We start from the raw sequence: 16967 nt of genomic DNA, 5'->3' as shown, positions 1-16967 counted from the left end.
GACATTTCCATGTTGATCCGTTCTTCTCCATCGCTGTGCCTATTGCCGCTTCTTTTGTTGGGCGGGGCCCTTTTGGGTGTGCCTGTCTGTGCTCGCGCCGACGATGCCCTGCCGGGCGTCAACGATACAGCGCCTGTGGTTGAACAGGGCGAGAACGATGAAGGCGCGGTTGCCAAGCGTGGCCGCATCACGCCGTTCAATGGTGCGGCCCTGCCCGAAGGCGAGATTCCGGCGCTGCAGTCTCCCGAGGAGGCCAAGAAAGTCGATGCGGAAAAGCTTGAGCCTTCGAGCGGCGTCAACGTGCTCGAGCGGATGGGCGCCGAACTGCCCGCCCTGCCGCAGGAAAAGCCCTTTGCCGGCAAGGCCGACGACGCCTATGGCGCATTCCAGCGGGGATATTATCTGACAGCGATGGAACTGGCCTTGCCGCGGGCGCAGCTGGGCGATGCGGCGGCACAGACGCTGGTCGCGGAAATCTTCGCACAGGGGCTCGGCGTTGCCCGCAATAACAAGGACGCGGCCTTTTGGTATGGCCAGGCGGCCAATTCCGGTGATCCGGCCGCCATGTTCAAATACGCGCTGCTGCTGATGGAAGGCCGCGATGTCCCGCGGGACAAGAAGAGGTCGGAAGAGCTGATGAAGAAGGCCGCTGATCTCGGCAACTCTTCCGCCCAGTTCAACTACGGCCAGCTTCTGGTTGCGGACATGCCGGGCGAAAAGGGCCTGAAAGCAGCATTGCCCTATTATGAAAAATCGGCAGAGCAGGGCATCGCCGATGCGCAATATGCCTTGTCGCAGATCTATCTGAATGTCGACGGCATCGATGAAAACAAGCGGGCGAAGGCGCGCGACTGGCTGCTGAGGGCAGCGCGGGCCGGCTTCGATACCGCCCAGCTCGATCTCGCCATCTGGATGGTTGACGGCATTGGCGGCGACCGCAATCTCGACGAGGGCTTTACGTGGATGCTGCGCGCAGCGAGGGGTGGCAACGTCGTTGCCCAGAACAAGCTGTCGCATCTCTATATCAATGCCATCGGCACGCGCCCCGATCCGATCGAGGCTGCCAAATGGTATGTGCTTTCGCGCCGGGCCGGGCTGAAGGACCTCGCTCTTGAAGATTTTTATCTCGGTCTGACCGATGAGCAGCAGAAGGCGGCGTTGAGCGCTGCCAACAAATACCGGTCGTCCTGATCCTGTTTTTGCCTCGAGACTTGAACTTTCAGGGGTTTTGTGGTCTTGAAGCGCCGGATTGGCTGGCCGCAGGGGCGGCTTTCGGTTCTTTAGGGAATACTCCCCATGAAAATCAACGGTAACGAAATTCGCCCCGGCAGCGTCGTCGAACACAATGGCGGTCTCTGGGCCGCCGTGAAGTGCAACACGGTCAAGCCCGGCAAGGGTGGCGCTTTCAATCAGGTGGAACTCAAGAACCTGATCGATGGCACCAAGCTCAACGAGCGTTTTCGCTCGTCGGAAACGGTTGAACTGGTCAGCCTCGAACTGAAGGACTTCCAGTTCCTCTATGAACAGGGCGATGCGCTGGTGTTCATGGACAATGAGAGTTATGAACAGCTGGAATTGCAGAAGGATTTCGTCGGCGATCGCGCCACCTTCCTGCAGGACGGCATGATGGTGACGGTCAAGCTCTACGACGAGAAGCCGATCGGCATCTCGCTGCCCGACCAGGTGGTTCTGACCATCGCGGAAGCCGATCCGGTGGTGAGGGGGCAGACGGCAGCGTCGTCCTACAAGCCGGCGATCATGGAAAATGGCGTTCGCGTCATGGTCCCGCCGTTCGTTGAGGCCGGCGAGCGCATTCTGGTCGATACCAATGAAATCGCCTATCTCCGCCGCGCGGACTGATCCGCAGCGGCACGTCTAAAATTCTCCGGCCGTTGCTGCGGCCGGTTTTCTGTTTCGAAGGAAAGCCAAAATGGCACGCTCAGCTCTTCTCAATGTCATGGTCCAGGCCGCGTTCAAGGCCGGCAAGTCCCTGGCGCGCGATTTCGGCGAAGTGCAGAACCTGCAGGTCTCGCTGAAAGGTCCAGGCGACTATGTTTCGCAGGCCGATCGCAAGGCGGAAAAGCTGGTCCGCGAAGAACTGATGAAGGCACGCCCGACCTATGGCTTCCTCGGTGAGGAAAGCGAAGAGGTTATCGGCACCGACGGCGCGCATCGCTGGATCGTCGATCCGCTCGATGGCACGACCAACTTCCTGCATGGCATCCCGCATTTTGCCATCTCGATCGCACTGGAGCGTCAGGGTGAAGTGGTTGCTGGCGTCATCCTCAATCCGGCGACCGACGAACTCTACACGGCAGAGCGTGGTGGTGGAGCCTTCCTCAACGACCGCCGCCTGCGCGTCGCTGCCCGCAAGAATCTGTCGGATGCCGTCATCGGCACCGGCACGCCGCATCTGGGCGTCGGCAACCACGGCACCTATCTGGTCGAACTGCGCCATGTGATGGGCGAAGTCGCCGGCGTGCGCCGCATGGGTGCTGCCTCTCTTGATCTTGCCTATGTCGCAGCCGGCCGCTTCGACGGCTTCTGGGAACGCGGCCTGATGCCCTGGGATCTGGCCGCGGGCATTCTTCTGATTCGCGAAGCCGGCGGATGGGTTGCCGACATCGACGGCGGCAACAAGCCGATGGACGACGGTTCGATCGTTGCGGGCAACGAATATATCCGCAGGGCGCTGCATGACGTGCTGCACCGTCCCGTACCGGGAAAATAATCCGGTTTCGGCCTGAACGGCCGGCTGTTTCATCCTGTTGATGTTGCCGGTTGTTTCCCCTTCAATTTGGCACAAACTTCCTCTAGTCTCCGCCCTGCGTCGCCAGGTCCGTATCTGCGGGCAGGTTCGTTGCACTGGAAAACCGGAGAAGTGAGCCCCATGGCGAAATTGGAACTGTCGGGATGGGATGCCGACGGAGGGTCGAACGAGGGGTATAATCCCAACAAGCTGTCGAGCCCGATGGTCTTCTTCTGGACCATGGTGATCTTCCTGATCATCGTCGGCTTCGTCGGAGCTATCCTGTTTCGTCAGGCACAGGCGGCTTTCCTGAGCAATCCCGGTCTGAACGGCCTTATTCTGGGCGTGCTGCTGATCGGTATTCTGCTGGTCTTCAACCATGTCTTCAGCCTGCGGCCCGAGGTTCGCTGGTTCAATTCCTTCCGTGCCGCCGGCAGCGCCGAAAAAGTCGGCCGCGATCCGGTCCTTCTGGCGCCGATGCGCGCGCTGATCGGCCAGCGCCATTCCATGTCGATCTCGACCACGGCGCTGCGTTCCATTCTCGATTCGATCGCCACCCGGCTCGACGAATCGCGCGACACCTCGCGATACCTGATCGGTCTTCTGGTCTTTCTTGGTCTGCTGGGCACCTTCTGGGGTCTGCTCGGCACCATCGGCTCGATCAATACGGTCATCCAGTCGCTGGATGCCGGAACGGGCAGCACCGAAGATGTCCTCGCGGCATTGAAGACGGGCCTGTCCGCGCCTTTGACCGGCATGGGCACGGCGTTTTCCACCTCGCTTTTCGGCCTGTCCGGCTCGCTGATCCTCGGTTTTCTCGACCTGCAGGCCGGTCGGGCGCAGAACCGCTTCTACACCGAGCTCGAAAACTGGTTGTCATCGGTGACGGACGTCAGTTCCGACCTGATGGCGATGCCCGGCAAGCCGGCTACCGCACCTGTCGAAGAACTTCGCCAGCTGACGGAACAGCTCACCCGCCTCAACCAGGACGGCGGCATGAACCAGCGCACGACCGCCGCCATGGCGAGCCTTGCTGAAGGTATCCAGGGACTGGTGAAGAACATGCGCGGAGAGCAGCAGATGCTGCGCGACTGGATCGAAGCGCAGCAGGAAGAAGCAAAGTCGATGCGCAAGACGCTGGACAAGCTTTCGGCGCGCATCGGCCAGTCCGATAAAATCGCCGTTCATCCGGACCGGACTCCGACCAAGCTTGCCCGCGTCGAAGACGCAGGGGGGGAGTGATCGATGGCACTTGCGCGCAAGGGCCGTTCGCAGAGAACTGTCGACTACTGGCCGGGTTTCGTCGACGCGCTGTCGACCCTGCTGCTCTCCATCATGTTCCTGCTGTGCGTCTTTGTGCTGGGGCAGTTTCTGCTCAGCCGCGAAATCAGCGGCAAGGATGATGTGCTCAACCGGCTGAACAGCCAGATCAATGAACTGACCCAGCTTTTGGCGCTGGAAAAGGGCGGCAAGCAGGATCTCGAGGATTCCCTTGCCAATCTGCAGGCGTCGCTGGCGTCATCGGAAGGGGAGCGCTCGCGGTTGCAGGCGTTGCTTGAGCAGGGCTCGGGAAGTTCCGATACGGCAAACCAGCAGATCGGCGACCTCACCGGAAAGCTGGACGCGGAGAAGCAGGTCAGCGCCCGGGCAATGAGCCAGATCGATCTTCTCAACCAGCAGATCGCCGCGCTGCGCAGCCAGATCGCCGCCATCGAGGGCGCGCTGCAGGCATCCGAGGCCAAGGACAATGCATCGCAGACGAAGATCGCCGATCTTGGCCGCAGGCTGAACGTCGCGCTGGCGCAGCGCGTGCAGGAACTCAACCGCTACCGTTCCGATTTCTTCGGACGGTTGCGGGAAATCCTGTCGGACCGCGAGAATATCCGCATCGTCGGCGACCGCTTCGTCTTCCAGTCGGAAGTGCTGTTTCCCTCCGGTGGCAACGAGTTGAACCCGGCGGGGCAGGAGGAGATGGCCAAGCTCGCCGCGGCGCTGCTCGATCTCGCCAAGGAGATTCCCTCGGAGATCAACTGGGTGCTTCGCGTCGATGGCCATACCGACAATGTTCCGCTCTCAGGCACCGGACGGTACGCCGACAATTGGGAACTCTCGTCGGCGCGGTCGACATCGGTCGTCAAGTTCCTGATCTCCAAGGGCGTTCCGGCAGACCGTCTGGTTGCCGCAGGCTTTGGCGAATTCCAGCCGATCGCCGAGGGTGACACCCCGGAGGCGCGTTCGCAAAACCGCCGCATCGAGTTGAAGCTGACCGAGAAGTGATTGGCTTCTCCGCCGGTTATTAAGGTGATTTGCAATCATACAAGTTGCTGACTGTGCGGCTGCGTTTCACCGTTGCCCTGACGTTTACGTGTGCGTAATGTTCGGGACAGGTGGAGTTGCAGGAGGGCGAATATGGATTGCGATGTTCTGGTGATCGGGGCAGGGCTTGCTGGTCTTGTTGCGGCGGTTGAGGCTGCCGATCGGGGCCTGCGGGTGATCGTACTGGACCAGGAGGGTGAGCAGAACCTCGGAGGCCAGGCCTTCTGGTCGCTTGGCGGTCTTCTGTTCGTCGATAGTCCCGAACAGCGTCGCATGCGTATCCGTGACGATCTCAATCTGGCGCGGCAGGACTGGATGGGCTCGGCGCAGTTCGACCGTCCGGAAGATTTCTGGCCGCGCCGCTGGGCCGAGGCCTATCTCGACTTCGCCGCCGGTGAAAAGCGCGCCTGGCTGCATCGCCAAGGTATGCGCTGGTTTCCTGTCGTCGGTTGGGCGGAGCGCGGCGGCGGACTTGCGCATGGTCACGGAAACTCTGTGCCGCGCTTTCATGTGACCTGGGGCACCGGGCCGGGTGTGCTGGCGCCGTTCATTGCCCGGGCACGGGCACTGGAGGCCAAGGGGCGCATCCGCTTCCGGTTTCGTCATCAGGTGGACGAACTGATCATCAGCAATGGCGCTGTTACGGGTGCGCGGGGATCGGTTCTTAAAAACGACGGCGTGCCACGCGGTCACCGCAGTTCGCGCGAGGTTGTCGACGAGTTCTGGTTCGAGGCCGGCGCCGTGGTGGTCTCGTCCGGCGGCATCGGCGGCAACCATGATCTGGTTCGCAAACAATGGCCGGTGGACCGCCTCGGACCGCCGCCCGAATTCATGGTCAGTGGCGTGCCGCATTATGTCGACGGGCGCATGGTGGAAATTGCCGAGCATGCCCGCGGCTCGGTGATCAACAAGGACCGCATGTGGCACTATACGGAAGGCTTGCGGAACTTCGATCCGGTCTGGCCGAACCACGGGATCCGCATCCTGCCCGGTCCGTCCTCGTTCTGGTGCGATGCCGACGGCAACCGGTTCGCCGCCCCCGCCATGCCGGGCTTCGATACGCTCGGTACGCTGAAGGCGATCCGCAAGAGCGGGGCCGACTATAGCTGGTTCATCCTGACCAGGGCGATCATCAAGAAGGAGTTTGCGCTGTCCGGCTCCGAACAGAACCCGGATCTGACGAACAAGGACATCCCGCTGCTTTTGAAGAGACTGGGCAAAAATCCACCCGGCCCGGTGCAGGCGTTCATGGACAAGGGCGAGGATTTTGTCGTTCGCGACCGGCTGGACGATCTGGTCGAGGGCATGAACAGGCTGAGCGGGGAGGACCGTCTCTCACGGGATCACCTGCGCCGGCAGATCGAGGCGCGGGATCGCGAGATCGACAATCCGTTTTCGAAGGACGCGCAAATCACTGCCATCCGCGGCGCGCGACACTATCTCGGCGACAGGCTGATGCGGACAGCCAAGCCGCACCGGTTGCTCGATCCGAAGGCCGGTCCGCTGATTGCCGTGCGCCTCAATATCCTGACGCGAAAGACGCTGGGCGGCCTGCAGACGGATCTCGACGGCCGGGTGCTGGAGCTATCCGGCGAACCAGTGCCGGGCCTCTATGCAGCGGGCGAGGTTGCCGGCTTCGGCGGCGGCGGCATGCATGGTTACAACGCACTGGAGGGCACGTTCCTCGGCGGATGCCTGTTTTCGGGACGGGTTGTCGGGCGCAGCGTCGGGGCCTGATGGGGCCAGCCGAAGGGAACAGCTCTCCGGATTGTCCGGAGAGCCCCTGAGAATCAATCCAGATGGACGTTGGCGTCCTTGACCACCGGACCCCATTTGGCAAGCTCGGCCGTCACATGGACTGCCAGTTCCTCTGGTGTCGATGCGACGATGGTGGCGCTGAAATCCTTCATCTTTTCGGCGACGGCCGGATCAGCCAAGGCTTTCTTTGCCGATGCGTTGAGCCGGTCGATGGCTTCCTTCGGGGTTCCGGCGGGCGCAAAGAGCGTATTCCAGGTGTAGGTTTCGTAGCCCGGAATGGTTTCGGCGATGGTCGGCACATCCGGGAAGGACGGCGCGCGTTCCTTGGTGGTCACGGCAAGCGCCCTGAGCGTGCCGGATTTGATATGGCCGGAGGACGAGGGCAGGTTGTCGAACATGATCGGCACCTGATTGCCGATGACGTCGTTCAGCGCCGGGCCTGATCCCTTGTAGGGAACATGCTGCATGTTGACGCCGGCCATTTTCTTGAACAGTTCGCCGGAGAGATGCAACGGCGTGCCGTTGCCCGAGGAGGCGTAGGAATATTGTTCCGGTGCCGCCTTCAGAAGAGCCAGAAGCTCAGCGACGTTCTTGGCCGGCAGTTCCGGATTGACGACGAGCACATTGGGCACGAGCACCAGCAGCGAGACCGGGGCGAAATCCTTCTCCGGATCATAGGGCTTGGTCTTCAGGATCAAGGGATTGAGCGCGTGGGTCGCGACCGTTCCCATCAGGATCGTGTAGCCATCGGGCTCGGCCCTTGCCACCCGGTCGGCACCGAGATTGCCGCCGGCACCCGCAACGTTTTCCACCACGACCTGCTGGCCGAGATCCTCGGACATCTTCTGGCCGATGATGCGGGCAACGACGTCGGTCGAGCCGCCGGCGGCAAACGGCACCACGAGGGTTACCGGGCGATCGGGAAATTCCTGCGCCTGCGCTTTGGTGCCCAAAGCAAGCGCCGATGCCGCCACCATTGCAAGACCCAGCGCAGTGCGCCGCTTCAACAAAGACAATGCCATTCAAATCTCCTCCCAAAGACGTTCCTGTCCGGAAAACGGCATGAAGCCGTCTCTACGTCAACAATAGCGCGGTATGCCAAGAGGGCAACCTTGGATGGAGGATTAACGGTTAAGCGGTTTTAGCCCAGCGTGACGACGTTGTTCGGCTCCGGGCCGTGATCGTTGAACTGCAACCGGGCAAGCTTGGCATAGAGGCCGCCCTGGCGAACGAGGGAGGCATGCGTTCCCTCCTCGACGATCCGGCCCTGGTCCATGACCAGGATCCGATCGGCCTTGAGCACTGTCGCCAGGCGATGGGCGATAACGAGCGTGGTGCGCTCGCGCATCAATCCGTCCAGCGCCTTCTGAACCAACGTTTCGCTCTCGGCATCGAGTGCTGAGGTCGCCTCGTCGAGCAGCAGGATGGGCGCATTCTTCAGGATGGCGCGGGCAATGGCGATCCGCTGGCGCTGGCCGCCCGACAGCGTGATGCCGCGTTCGCCGACCTGCGTGTCGTAGCCGTGATCAAGCCTTGCGATGAATTCGTCGGCCTGAGCGGCGACGGCGGCGGCTTTCACCATGTCGCGGGATGCCGACGGCAGGCCGAAGGCGATGTTGTCGTGGATCGAGGCGGCAAAGATCGTCACGTCCTGCGGCACGATGGCAATACGGCGGCGCAGTTTTTCCGGATCGACGGCGCGGATATCGACGCCGTCGACTGCGATCGTTCCCTTGACCGGGTCATAGAAACGCAGAAGCAGCGAGAAAACCGTGCTTTTGCCTGCACCGGACGGGCCGACGACAGCAACCGTTTCGCCGGGCTTGATGGCAAAGCTCAGCCCCTTGACGCTCTTGTAGCCCGGTCGCGAGGGATAGGCGAAGTGCACGTCGTCAAAGGTCACGGCACCCTGCGCCGGTTCCGGCATGGCGAGCGGATCGGCGGGCGCAGTGATCTCCGGCTGTTCGGCCAGCAGCTCACTCAGGCGCTCGGCTGCGCCTGCTGCCTGCGAGAGTTCGCCCCAGACCTCCGAGAGTGCGCCGAGGCTGCCGGCCGCAAAGACCGAATAGAGCAGAAACTGGCCGAGCGTACCCGCCGACAGCGTGCCGGAGAGGACATCCTGTGCGCCGAACCACAGGACGGCGACGACGCTGCCGAAGATCATGGTGATCGCAAATGCCGTCAGGATGGAGCGGGCCTTGATGGCCGAGCGTGCTGCTTGATAGGCGCTTTCGACGGCGCTGCCGTAGCGGGCTTGTGCTGCGGCCTCGCCATTGAAGGCCTGGACGGTGCGGGCAGCCGAGATCGCCTCGCCGGCATAGGCCGACGCTGTTGCCAGCGTATCCTGCGCCTCGCGCGAGCGGCGGCGCACCGATCGGCCGAAGCCGACCAGCGGGAAGACGATGACGGGGATTGCCGCAATCACCAGGCTCGACAGCTTCGGGCTGGTATAGACCATCATGCCGATGGCGCCGAGACACAGGATCGTGTTGCGCAGCGCCACGGAGGCGGTTGCGCCGACGGCGGATTTGATCTGCGTCGTGTCGGCCGTCAGCCGCGAGACGATCTCGCCGGACTGGTTGACGTCGAAGAAGGACGGGGAAAGCCGGGTGACATGATCGAACACATCGCGGCGCAGATCCGAGACGATGCGCTCGCCAAGCGTGATGACGAAATAATAGCGGGCGGCGCTGGCAAGGGCCAGCACGATCGCCAGGATCATCAGCATGGAGAAATAGGTGTTGATGAAGCCGGAATCGGAATTCGAAAACCCGTGGTCGATCATCCGGCGTACGGCCATCGGCAGCGTCAGGGTAGTGACGGCCGCGACGACGAGCGAAATGCCGGCACCGATGACGAGATTTCGGTAACGCCTTATATACGGCAGCAGCTTGACCAGCGGGCGGACGGACTTTCGCCCCGCCGGCTGAACGACTTCATTCGACACGTTGCCTCCAATAGCGGAAGAAGCTGCAAAACTCGCACGAGTCTTCTCCGGCGGTACTTGTTATCCCGGTGACCATCATGTATAGGCACGGCATCAAATTGGGAAGCCGTGGTCCCTTCAGTGGTCTGCGGCTTCATTTACGTGTTCGGTCCCCATGCCGCAATGGCCCGCAAATGGCTTGCGACAATTGGACCCTGGAACTTGCAGGAAGATTGTTATGAAGGCTGATATCCATCCCGCTTACCACATGATCAAAGTCGTCATGACAGACGGCACGGCTTACGAAACCCGCTCGACCTGGGGTACGGAAGGCCAGACCATGAACCTTGAAATCGACCCGAAGTCGCATCCGGCCTGGACCGGCGGCAACCAGCAGATGCTGGACCGCGGCGGCCGCGTTTCCAAGTTCAAGAAGCGCTTCGAAGGTCTCGGCCTCTAAGCTTTTCCTGCTGGATTATGATTTTTGAAAAGCCCGGTTCGTCCGGGCTTTTTGCGTTTCACGTTGGGCGGATGTTCTCGTGCGCGATAGTCTCGGGTTAAATGATTAGTATTGACTTATTGATTAGTGTGTACTATTTGATTAGCCATGATCGAAGTCACCAATATCACCGCTGTCCTGCGCACCCTCGCTGACCCGACACGTCGCGCCTTGTTCGAGCGGGTCGTCGGATCCGAGGAGATTACCGTGGTCGAGTTGACGCGCGGGAGCGGGGTGACACAGGGCGCGATCTCCCAGCATCTCAAATCGTTGAAGCTCGCCGGCCTGGTCGTTGAGCGCCCGGAAGGGCGCAACGTCTATTATCGTGCCCGTCCGGAGGGCCTCGAGCCGCTTGTCGACTGGATGAGCCATTACGGCGTCTTCTGGCGCGATCGGTTCGCAAATCTCAGAACCTTGCTCAAGGAGATCGATCCATGAACGATAACGCATTGAAATCCGTTACCCAGGATATCGTGGTCGACGAGGTCTTCCCGCATGCGCCGGAAACGATCTGGACGGCGTTGACGTCCGGCGACCTGATCGCCCGATGGTTGATGGCGCCGACCGGATTCGAGCCTGTGGAAGGTACCCATTTTACGTTCACGACGACGCCGGCCGGCGCGTGGGACGGCGTCATTCGCTGCCAAGTTCTGCAGGTGATACCGAATGAACGCCTTTCCTATGCCTGGAAAGGCGGACACGAGGGAAACGTCGGATACGGCTCGCCGCTGGATACCGTCGTCACATGGGTCCTCTCCAAGATCGAGAACGGCACGCGTGTTCGCCTTGTTCACTCCGGCTTCGTGCTGCCGAAGAACGACACCGCTTACAGGAACATGAGCGCCGGCTGGAAAAAGGTTGTCCGAAACCTCGATAGCGTCGCTGCCGAGCAGGATCCTGCGAAGCCGCTGCACTGATGCGCGGCGGGCGCAAACACGGACTTTCGATGCCTTCGAAGCATTTCATGACCTGACAGTATCTTGTGGGAGAAGAGAGATGAGCAAGCCTTACACGGGCGGATGCGCCTGCGGTCGAATCCGCTATGAAATTTCCGCCGAACCGCTTTTCATGAACGATTGCCAGTGCCGGGATTGCCAGCACAGGAGCGGCACTGGACACGGCTCCTATCTGACGTTTGCCGACAAGAAGGACGTGAAGCTTGAAGGGGACGCGACGGGCTGGGACGTTGCCGGCGATAGCGGCGGTATCAAGACGCATGCCTTTTGCCCCGCCTGCGGGTCGCCGGTGTATCTGACGTTCGCGGCGATGCCGGATCTTTTCGCGGTGCATGCCGCAAGCCTTGACGATCCGAGCCGGTACAATCCGCAGGCGGTGACATATCGCATGCGCGGTTACGCATGGGATCACCTCGATCCGTCCCTGCCGAAATTCGACAGGATGCCGCCGGCGTAGCGTGCCGGTTTGCGCGCAAGCCCGGCATCGCAAGCGCTGCCCGGCATCGCAAGCGCTGCCCGGCATCGCAAGCGCTGCCCGGCATCGCAAGCGCTGCCCGGCATCGCAAGCGCCAATGGCTGCTTTCCTCCTGCCGCAACCGTTGCTACAGTCACAGTAGCGTCATGGGACTGGCGGGGGGCGAAATCCGTATGAAGGCTTTGGTTGCGAAGATCGCTGCGGCGGCCGTCGTTCTGTTTGCCCGCGCGATAACCGCGGTTCGCGCCATCTGGCCGGAGGAGGGGCTGCCGTCCCGGCCTTGCGTCTATTTCGCCAACCATTCCAGCCATGGCGATTTCGTGCTGGTCTGGGCCGTGCTGCCGCCGAGGCTGCGGCATCTCGCCCGCCCGGTGGCCGGTGCCGAATACTGGCTGAAATCAAAGCTCAGCGCGTTCATCGGGCGCGACGTCTTCAACGCGGTGCTGATCGAGCGTGAGCGCGAGAATCGGACGCAGGATCCGATCGAACTGATGACCACGGCGATCGATGATGGCTCGTCGCTGATCCTCTTTCCCGAGGGGACGCGAAATCAGACGGACGCGCGGCTCCTTCCCTTCAAGAGCGGTATCTTTCATCTGGTCGCTGCCCGCCCGGATGTGGAGCTCGTGCCGGTGTGGATCAACAACCTCAATCGCGTCATGCCGAAGGGCGAGATCGTGCCGATACCGCTGATCTGCACCGTCACCTTCGGTAACCCTCTGCGCATAACGCCCAACGAGGGCAAGGACGCATTTCTCGAAAGAATACAGGCCGCTCTGTTGGCCCTGTCTCCGAAACCCTTGGGGAGCGGCGAATGAATACGGCAAGCTCCGATCTCTTGACCCTGGTTTTTGGTATTTTCGGCGTGCTCATCCTTGCCTCCGCGATCGGCTACATGCTGCAGCGGCGCTTTTCCGCCAATGGGCCGAATGCCGCGGTGGACAACCTCAACGCCCGCATCAAGGCCTGGTGGGTCATGGTCATCCTGATTGGCCTTGCCTTCATCGCAGGCCGGATCGGCGTCCTCGTCCTCTTCGCCTTCTGCTCCTTTGCCGCCCTGCGGGAATTCGTCACTCTCATCAATACCCGGCGCGCCGATCACTGGGCGCTGGCCTCGGCCTTCTTCATCGTCCTGCCGATCCAGTATTACCTGCTCTGGGCTGAAGAATACGGCATCTTCGCGATCTTCATTCCGGTCTATGCCTTTCTTCTGATGCCGATCATTTCCGTCCTGCGGGGGGATACGGAACGCTTCCTCCTCCGTATCGCCGAGGTGCAGTGGGCGCTGATGATCTGCGTGTTCTGCGCCTCGCATGTGCCGGCGCTGCTGACCCTCGACATACCCGGCTACGAGGGGCGCAACGTGCTTCTGATCGCCTTCCTGGTAATCGTCGTCCAGTTGAGCGATGTCCTGCAATATGTCTGGGGCAAGCTGTTCGGGCGCACCAAGATTGCCCCGAACCTGTCGCCGTCGAAGACGGTCGAGGGCTTTGTCGGTGGCGTGATCAGCGCGACGCTGATTGGCGCTTCGCTGTGGTGGATCACGCCGTTTACGCCATTCCAGGCAGGCCTATTGTCGTTCATCATCACCCTCATGGGCTTCTTCGGCGGGCTGGTGATGTCGGCGGTCAAGCGGGACCGCGGCGTCAAGGACTGGGGCAATCTCATCGAAGGCCATGGCGGGCTCATCGACAGGCTGGATTCGGTCGTCTTCTCGGCGCCGATCTTCTTCCACGTCGTGCGCTACTGGTGGTCGCTGTCGTGACGGCTGCGCTTCGGCGACTGGCGGGCAGCGGCACGGTGCATGTCCTCTTCGCCTTTCTGGCGATGGGCGGCTGGGCCGCCTTTGCCAATCGCGATCATGCCATGCCGCAGCCGCTCTATTCGGGGTTTCTGCAGGGAGCGCTTTCGGCCTGCTTGACGCTTTTCCTGAAATCCGTGATCGACGGTCTGTCGAAGCTTTTCATCGGCATGACGAGATTTTGGGCGCCGCCATTGATCGCATGCCTGGGCTCGGCAAGCCTGCTGGTGGCGCTGCATGCACTCATCAGAACGCCTGAGATAGCCCGCACCGTCGCGGTTCCGCTACTCGTGTCCACCAGCTATGCGGCGGTCTACAATTACTCGATTTCCAGAAGAAGAGGTGCCGGACGATGACGGAGACAGGCGACAGGCGGCCTCTGGCAAGCCGCGACACCCGATGGGCGGGCGCCATCGCACGATGGATGGCGGTGCGGGCAATCACGCCCAACCAGATCTCTCAAGCCAGCATGGCGGCGGCGGCACTGGCCGGGGTCATGTTCTTTTTGGCGGGAGAGGGTGCAGGCGCGGCTCGGATCGTCTGGCTGCTGTTGGCGGGATCGTTCTGCCAGCTCCGGCTGCTTTGCAATCTGTTCGACGGCATGGTCGCGGTGGAGGGCGGCAAGGGCGCACCGGACGGCCCCTTCTGGAACGAGTTTCCTGATCGGGTCGCCGATCTCCTGATCTTTGCCGGTGTCGGTTATGGCATCGGCATGCCGGGTCTCGGCTGGGCGGCCGGCGCCTTTGCCGTTCTGACCGCCTATGTCCGTGAACTGGGGCGGGCGACGGGGCAGCCGAGCGACTTTTCAGGCCCGATGGCCAAGCAGCATCGTATGGCGGTCATCACGGCGGCGGCGGCCATCTCCATCCTGGAGCCGCTGTGGGGAGGCCACAATCAGGTGTTGACGGCAGCCCTCTGGATCGTCGTCATCGGCGCGGCTCTGACGGCGATCCGCCGTGGCCGGACCTTGGTCCTTCGTTTGAAAGAGCCCACCAAGCAATAACCCGCGAAACTGCCGTTTGCGGACAATAAAAAACCCGGCTCAGTGGCCGGGTTTAACGTCTCAGGGTACAGCAGTTCCGGGATCAGTTGGTGCCGAAAGCGGTCTGCAACAGGCTGAGCTGTGCCTTGACGCCATTCTGGTTGTCCGGAAGAAAATTCTGGGCTTCCTGCGGGCGGTAGATTTCGCGATCGAGCAGGGCGACGCGGTTCTGCAGGCGCAGCGACCGGTCGATCAGGTCGCGAAAGCCTTCCGGCAAGTCGCCCCAGCCCGGTGCCGTGCGATCGACGTTGAAGCTGTCGAGGCGAACCTTGTTCTTCTCCGACAGGACCTGCTCGCGGTTCATCTCGCCATTGTTAACGGCGCGCTGAAGGAGAAGCCAGGATGCCATCTGCATCAGGCGGGTGGTGAGGCGCATCGATTCTGCTGCGTAGAGTACCGACGCCATGCGCGGCAGAACCTTGGAGGCTGCGCGACCGGGGCCGTCCAGATAGCTTGCGGTTTCTTCAACCAGGCCCATGCCTTCCGCGTACAGCACCTTGAACTGCGCCGAAGACGCAGCGTGCCCCGCGAAGCTCACAGTATTCAATCCCCGTTCGGACATGGCTTGATTCCCTGGTTAAACGCATCAACTCGGTCAGGTAACGAACGGGTTAACAAAAGGTTTCGTTCCGCTCGTCTTATGACTTGAACATGATCTCATAGCGCATTCCGCGCAAGCCTATTCTTAAGAAAGGGTTAATCTCCACAATTCTTTGCAGGTTGGGGAAAAAAGGACAAAAAAAGAGCCGCAAACGCGGCTCTCAAGGTAAAACAGGGAGAAAAATCAGACCATTCGCCAGTCGGGAAATTGTCTGAGTCCAGAGCGATCTGGATGTCCCAGTAATATCTTATAAGGCTTAATGAAGCGTTACGGCGACCGGATTCACGTCGAAGTGATGTCCTGTTTTCGACAATCGGGTCGGCCGATGTTTCTTTAAATCGCCGGGCCGCTATCGAAAGAAGCTTTCCGCGGCCGATTTACTTGCCGACTTGTTTGTTCTTTCCGCTTCAAGCCGCTCGATTTCCTGTTTCAGCAGGTCGATCCGCAACGAAAGCTCGTCGGCCGACAGCAGCGACAGGTCGCAGCCGATCTCGTGGGCCAGTTGTTTCTTCGGGCGATCATCGTCAAACAGGCTCATTCCGGCCCCCTTGCTGGCTTCTCGCCATTCGGTTCCTCAAACGGTGCTGCCCGTGGCGACAGCTGCAGGCTTTCCGGTGTTGTCAGCGTACCCGGGTTGATGGTGGAATAGGCGTCGCGTTCGGATGCGGGCACGGCTGCGCGCATGCGGCTGCGGAAGATCGCGTAAGCCGTGATCAGCACATGGGCGCAGGCGGTGATCATGAACAGACCGTAGGGGCCGGTGGCGGTCATGATCGGGCCGCCGATAGTCGGGCCGATGATCGTGCCGATGCCGTAAAGTAGCAAAAGGCCGCCGGAAATCTTGACGAAATCCTCCGGTGTGGCGAAGTCGTTGGCATGCGACACGGCGATCGGATAGAGCGCGTTCGCCGTCGCGCCGTAGATGCCGACAAGCGTGATCAGCATGATGACATGCGTGGGCTCGATGAGGAAGATCAGCGTACCGGCGACGGCAGCGATGGCAGCAAGCGCCGCCAGGACGTAGCGCCGGTCGATCATGTCGGAGAGGCGGCCGGCGGGAAACTGCATTACGGCGCCGGCAAAGATCGTCGTACTCATCATCAGCGCGACATTGCTGTCGGTGAGGCCGACCTGGCGGCCGAAGACCGCGCCGAGCGTGCCATAGGCGCCGTTGGCGATGCCGACGAGCAGGATGCCGAGAAAGGAGATCGGCGAATTGCGGTAGAGCCCGCGCAGGTCGAGGCTGACCTGTTTCAGCGGCTGCGGTGAGGCGGCGGTCGAGAGCAGTGTCGGCAGCATGGCAAGGCAATAGACGATGCCGCAGATCATGAAGAATGTTGTCGCCGATGTATCGCCGAACGGGATCATCAACTGGCCGCCGACAACGCCCATCAGGGTGATGGCGATGTAGAGCGAGAAGATCGCACCGCGGCTTTCATTGGTGGCGCGCTCGTTCAGCCAGCTTTCGATGATCATCGACGTGCCGGCTGTCGAAAATCCGGTAAAGGCGCGCAGCACCACCCACCAGATCGGATCGACCAGCAGGCCGGTGAGCAGGGCGATGATTGCCAGCAGCGCGGCAAAGCCGCTGAAGGCGCGCACATGGCCGGCGCGTTTGACGATCGCCGGCGCAAGCAGGCAGCCAAGCACGAAGCCGCTGGCCCAGGATGTGCCGAGCAGGCCGAGCAGCGTTGTCGAATAGCCTTCCGTCGTGCCGCGCACGGGCAGCAACAGGCTGTGCAGGCCATTTCCCAAGAAGAGAAACAGCGTTCCAAGCAGGAGAGCGGCGACGGGCAGGAGGTTTTTTCGCATGTGAAATCCGCTGGTTCCAGGCTGCAATTGAA

The 16967-nt window shown here is 61.4% G+C and carries 19 protein-coding genes; 14 read left to right on the top strand and 5 right to left on the bottom strand.

Annotated features, from left to right (window positions below; genetic code table 11):
• Positions 1 to 9 precede the first annotated feature (9 nt).
• The 6 genes from J2Z75_RS12565 to J2Z75_RS12540 all read left to right on the top strand — a co-directional run bounded on the left by J2Z75_RS12565 (position 10) and on the right by J2Z75_RS12540 (position 6802).
• Complete coding sequence (locus tag J2Z75_RS12565) at positions 10 to 1191, top strand: tetratricopeptide repeat protein (protein WP_209852781.1); 1182 nt, start codon at positions 10 to 12, stop codon at positions 1189 to 1191.
• A gap of 105 nt (positions 1192 to 1296) precedes the next feature.
• Positions 1297 to 1860 (top strand): elongation factor P, encoded by a 564-nt coding sequence (gene efp, locus J2Z75_RS12560; RefSeq protein WP_209852779.1) that lies wholly within the window; start codon positions 1297 to 1299, stop codon positions 1858 to 1860.
• Positions 1861 to 1930: 70 nt separating this feature from the next.
• Positions 1931 to 2731 (top strand): inositol monophosphatase family protein, encoded by an 801-nt coding sequence (locus tag J2Z75_RS12555; RefSeq protein WP_209852778.1) that lies wholly within the window; start codon positions 1931 to 1933, stop codon positions 2729 to 2731.
• Positions 2732 to 2890: 159 nt separating this feature from the next.
• A complete protein-coding gene (locus tag J2Z75_RS12550) occupies positions 2891 to 3991 on the top strand; it encodes a MotA/TolQ/ExbB proton channel family protein (protein WP_209852776.1) in 1101 nt (366 codons plus the stop codon).
• A gap of 3 nt (positions 3992 to 3994) precedes the next feature.
• On the top strand, positions 3995 to 5026 hold the full coding sequence (locus J2Z75_RS12545) for a peptidoglycan -binding protein (protein WP_209852774.1): 1032 nt from the start codon (positions 3995 to 3997) through the stop codon (positions 5024 to 5026).
• A 132-nt stretch (positions 5027 to 5158) separates the two neighbouring features.
• Positions 5159 to 6802 (top strand): FAD-binding dehydrogenase, encoded by a 1644-nt coding sequence (locus J2Z75_RS12540; RefSeq protein WP_209852771.1) that lies wholly within the window; start codon positions 5159 to 5161, stop codon positions 6800 to 6802.
• A 53-nt stretch (positions 6803 to 6855) separates the two neighbouring features.
• On the opposite strand, the gene J2Z75_RS12535 is transcribed toward J2Z75_RS12540, so the two are convergent.
• Positions 6856 to 7845 carry a Bug family tripartite tricarboxylate transporter substrate binding protein gene (locus J2Z75_RS12535; RefSeq protein WP_209852768.1) on the bottom strand — a complete coding sequence of 330 codons (990 nt, stop codon included), beginning with the start codon at positions 7843 to 7845 and terminating at the stop codon, positions 6856 to 6858.
• A 119-nt stretch (positions 7846 to 7964) separates the two neighbouring features.
• Entirely contained in the window at positions 7965 to 9770 is a 1806-nt protein-coding gene (locus tag J2Z75_RS12530; RefSeq protein WP_209852765.1) for an ABC transporter ATP-binding protein/permease, read from the bottom strand.
• 217 nt (positions 9771 to 9987) lie between these two features.
• On the opposite strand from J2Z75_RS12530, the gene rpmE reads away from it, so the two are divergent.
• The 8 genes from rpmE (at position 9988) to J2Z75_RS12490 (ending at position 14483) form a co-directional block, all read left to right on the top strand.
• Positions 9988 to 10209 (top strand): 50S ribosomal protein L31, encoded by a 222-nt coding sequence (gene rpmE, locus J2Z75_RS12525; protein ID WP_209852762.1) that lies wholly within the window; start codon positions 9988 to 9990, stop codon positions 10207 to 10209.
• A 147-nt stretch (positions 10210 to 10356) separates the two neighbouring features.
• Positions 10357 to 10686 (top strand): ArsR/SmtB family transcription factor, encoded by a 330-nt coding sequence (locus tag J2Z75_RS12520; RefSeq protein ID WP_209852760.1) that lies wholly within the window; start codon positions 10357 to 10359, stop codon positions 10684 to 10686.
• Positions 10683 to 11165 carry an SRPBCC family protein gene (locus J2Z75_RS12515; RefSeq protein WP_209852757.1) on the top strand — a complete coding sequence of 161 codons (483 nt, stop codon included), beginning with the start codon at positions 10683 to 10685 and terminating at the stop codon, positions 11163 to 11165. Before J2Z75_RS12520 ends, J2Z75_RS12515 begins: the two co-directional genes overlap by 4 nt.
• Positions 11166 to 11244: 79 nt before the next feature.
• On the top strand, positions 11245 to 11661 hold the full coding sequence (locus J2Z75_RS12510; protein ID WP_209852753.1) for a GFA family protein: 417 nt from the start codon (positions 11245 to 11247) through the stop codon (positions 11659 to 11661).
• 191 nt (positions 11662 to 11852) lie between these two features.
• Positions 11853 to 12497 (top strand): lysophospholipid acyltransferase family protein, encoded by a 645-nt coding sequence (locus tag J2Z75_RS12505; RefSeq protein WP_209853373.1) that lies wholly within the window; start codon positions 11853 to 11855, stop codon positions 12495 to 12497.
• Positions 12494 to 13444 (top strand): phosphatidate cytidylyltransferase, encoded by a 951-nt coding sequence (locus J2Z75_RS12500; protein WP_209852750.1) that lies wholly within the window; start codon positions 12494 to 12496, stop codon positions 13442 to 13444. The genes J2Z75_RS12505 and J2Z75_RS12500 overlap by 4 nt, the downstream gene beginning before the upstream one ends.
• The gene (locus J2Z75_RS12495; RefSeq protein WP_209852747.1) at positions 13429 to 13836 is read left to right on the top strand and encodes a hypothetical protein; all 408 of its coding nucleotides are present in this window, start codon (positions 13429 to 13431) and stop codon (positions 13834 to 13836) included. Before J2Z75_RS12500 ends, J2Z75_RS12495 begins: the two co-directional genes overlap by 16 nt.
• Positions 13833 to 14483: a CDP-alcohol phosphatidyltransferase family protein gene (locus J2Z75_RS12490; protein WP_209852744.1), complete on the top strand. Its 651-nt coding sequence runs from the start codon at positions 13833 to 13835 to the stop codon at positions 14481 to 14483. Before J2Z75_RS12495 ends, J2Z75_RS12490 begins: the two co-directional genes overlap by 4 nt.
• Before the next feature lie 82 nt (positions 14484 to 14565).
• On the opposite strand, the gene rcdA is transcribed toward J2Z75_RS12490, so the two are convergent.
• The 3 genes from rcdA to J2Z75_RS12475 form a co-directional block, all read right to left on the bottom strand.
• Positions 14566 to 15084, bottom strand: a complete 519-nt coding sequence (gene rcdA / locus J2Z75_RS12485) for a protease adaptor protein RcdA (protein ID WP_209852741.1) — start codon at positions 15082 to 15084, stop codon at positions 14566 to 14568.
• A gap of 388 nt (positions 15085 to 15472) precedes the next feature.
• Positions 15473 to 15661 carry a DUF1192 domain-containing protein gene (locus tag J2Z75_RS12480; protein WP_209852737.1) on the bottom strand — a complete coding sequence of 63 codons (189 nt, stop codon included), beginning with the start codon at positions 15659 to 15661 and terminating at the stop codon, positions 15473 to 15475.
• A complete protein-coding gene (locus tag J2Z75_RS12475) occupies positions 15658 to 16935 on the bottom strand; it encodes an MFS transporter (RefSeq protein ID WP_209852734.1) in 1278 nt (425 codons plus the stop codon). The genes J2Z75_RS12480 and J2Z75_RS12475 overlap by 4 nt, the downstream gene beginning before the upstream one ends.
• Positions 16936 to 16967 lie beyond the last annotated feature (32 nt).

The sequence above is a fragment of the Rhizobium herbae genome (assembly GCF_017873135.1).
Lineage (GTDB): Bacteria > Pseudomonadota > Alphaproteobacteria > Rhizobiales > Rhizobiaceae > Pararhizobium > Pararhizobium herbae.
The sequence above is the reverse complement of the archived record's forward strand: the minus strand, read 5'-3'. Positions and strand labels throughout refer to the sequence as shown.

Bases quoted from the DNA above. Each gene is read 5' to 3' on its own strand.
- efp (WP_209852779.1), top strand. From the start codon at position 1,297: ATGAAAATCAACGGTAACGAAATTCGCCCCGGCAGCGTCGTCGAACAC.
- J2Z75_RS12515 (WP_209852757.1), top strand. From the start codon at position 10,683: ATGAACGATAACGCATTGAAATCCGTTACCCAGGATATCGTGGTCGAC.
- J2Z75_RS12535 (WP_209852768.1), bottom strand. From the start codon at position 7,845: ATGGCATTGTCTTTGTTGAAGCGGCGCACTGCGCTGGGTCTTGCAATG.
- J2Z75_RS12480 (WP_209852737.1), bottom strand. From the start codon at position 15,661: ATGAGCCTGTTTGACGATGATCGCCCGAAGAAACAACTGGCCCACGAG.
- J2Z75_RS12550 (WP_209852776.1), top strand. From the start codon at position 2,891: ATGGCGAAATTGGAACTGTCGGGATGGGATGCCGACGGAGGGTCGAAC.
- J2Z75_RS12555 (WP_209852778.1), top strand. From the start codon at position 1,931: ATGGCACGCTCAGCTCTTCTCAATGTCATGGTCCAGGCCGCGTTCAAG.
- J2Z75_RS12475 (WP_209852734.1), bottom strand. From the start codon at position 16,935: ATGCGAAAAAACCTCCTGCCCGTCGCCGCTCTCCTGCTTGGAACGCTG.
- rcdA (WP_209852741.1), bottom strand. From the start codon at position 15,084: ATGTCCGAACGGGGATTGAATACTGTGAGCTTCGCGGGGCACGCTGCG.
- J2Z75_RS12520 (WP_209852760.1), top strand. From the start codon at position 10,357: ATGATCGAAGTCACCAATATCACCGCTGTCCTGCGCACCCTCGCTGAC.
- J2Z75_RS12500 (WP_209852750.1), top strand. From the start codon at position 12,494: ATGAATACGGCAAGCTCCGATCTCTTGACCCTGGTTTTTGGTATTTTC.
- J2Z75_RS12490 (WP_209852744.1), top strand. From the start codon at position 13,833: ATGACGGAGACAGGCGACAGGCGGCCTCTGGCAAGCCGCGACACCCGA.
- J2Z75_RS12540 (WP_209852771.1), top strand. From the start codon at position 5,159: ATGGATTGCGATGTTCTGGTGATCGGGGCAGGGCTTGCTGGTCTTGTT.
- J2Z75_RS12565 (WP_209852781.1), top strand. From the start codon at position 10: ATGTTGATCCGTTCTTCTCCATCGCTGTGCCTATTGCCGCTTCTTTTG.
- J2Z75_RS12545 (WP_209852774.1), top strand. From the start codon at position 3,995: ATGGCACTTGCGCGCAAGGGCCGTTCGCAGAGAACTGTCGACTACTGG.
- J2Z75_RS12510 (WP_209852753.1), top strand. From the start codon at position 11,245: ATGAGCAAGCCTTACACGGGCGGATGCGCCTGCGGTCGAATCCGCTAT.
- rpmE (WP_209852762.1), top strand. From the start codon at position 9,988: ATGAAGGCTGATATCCATCCCGCTTACCACATGATCAAAGTCGTCATG.
- J2Z75_RS12505 (WP_209853373.1), top strand. From the start codon at position 11,853: ATGAAGGCTTTGGTTGCGAAGATCGCTGCGGCGGCCGTCGTTCTGTTT.